This window comes from Tritonibacter sp. SIMBA_163, assembly GCF_046535935.1.
Lineage (GTDB): Bacteria > Pseudomonadota > Alphaproteobacteria > Rhodobacterales > Rhodobacteraceae > Epibacterium > Epibacterium scottomollicae.
In genome coordinates, this window is record NZ_JAWJBP010000259.1 from 1 (window position 1) to 299 (window position 299).

Sequence of the window (299 nt, forward strand, 5' to 3'; positions counted from 1 at the left end):
CCGGCAAATCGTGTTTCTGCGCCACGCGACGGGCCAGGCTGAGTTGGCGCCCCGTGAGGCCTGCGCGTTTGATCTCTTCGATGTCATTGGATCCCTCGCCCTCAGCTGCGGACGCTGCCTGATCGCCACTGGTTTGCGCGGCGTTTGCGGCTGGTTGCGACGGTGCCGCGGGCGATGGACCTGACGGCTGTGCCTGCTGGTGCTCTGCCCCGGCGGGCTCGGTTGCGGCCGCAAAGGAGGCAGGGCTTTGCCGTGGCGGGTCTACCGGGCGGGCGGTGGCAGAGCTGCGTGCCTCGGCC

Annotated in this window: 1 pseudogene; it reads right to left on the bottom strand. The window is 69.9% G+C overall.

Features of this window, described 5'->3' with window-relative positions:
• Positions 1 to 299: pseudogene (locus R0J92_RS22320) on the bottom strand (capsule biosynthesis protein); the annotation flags it as partial.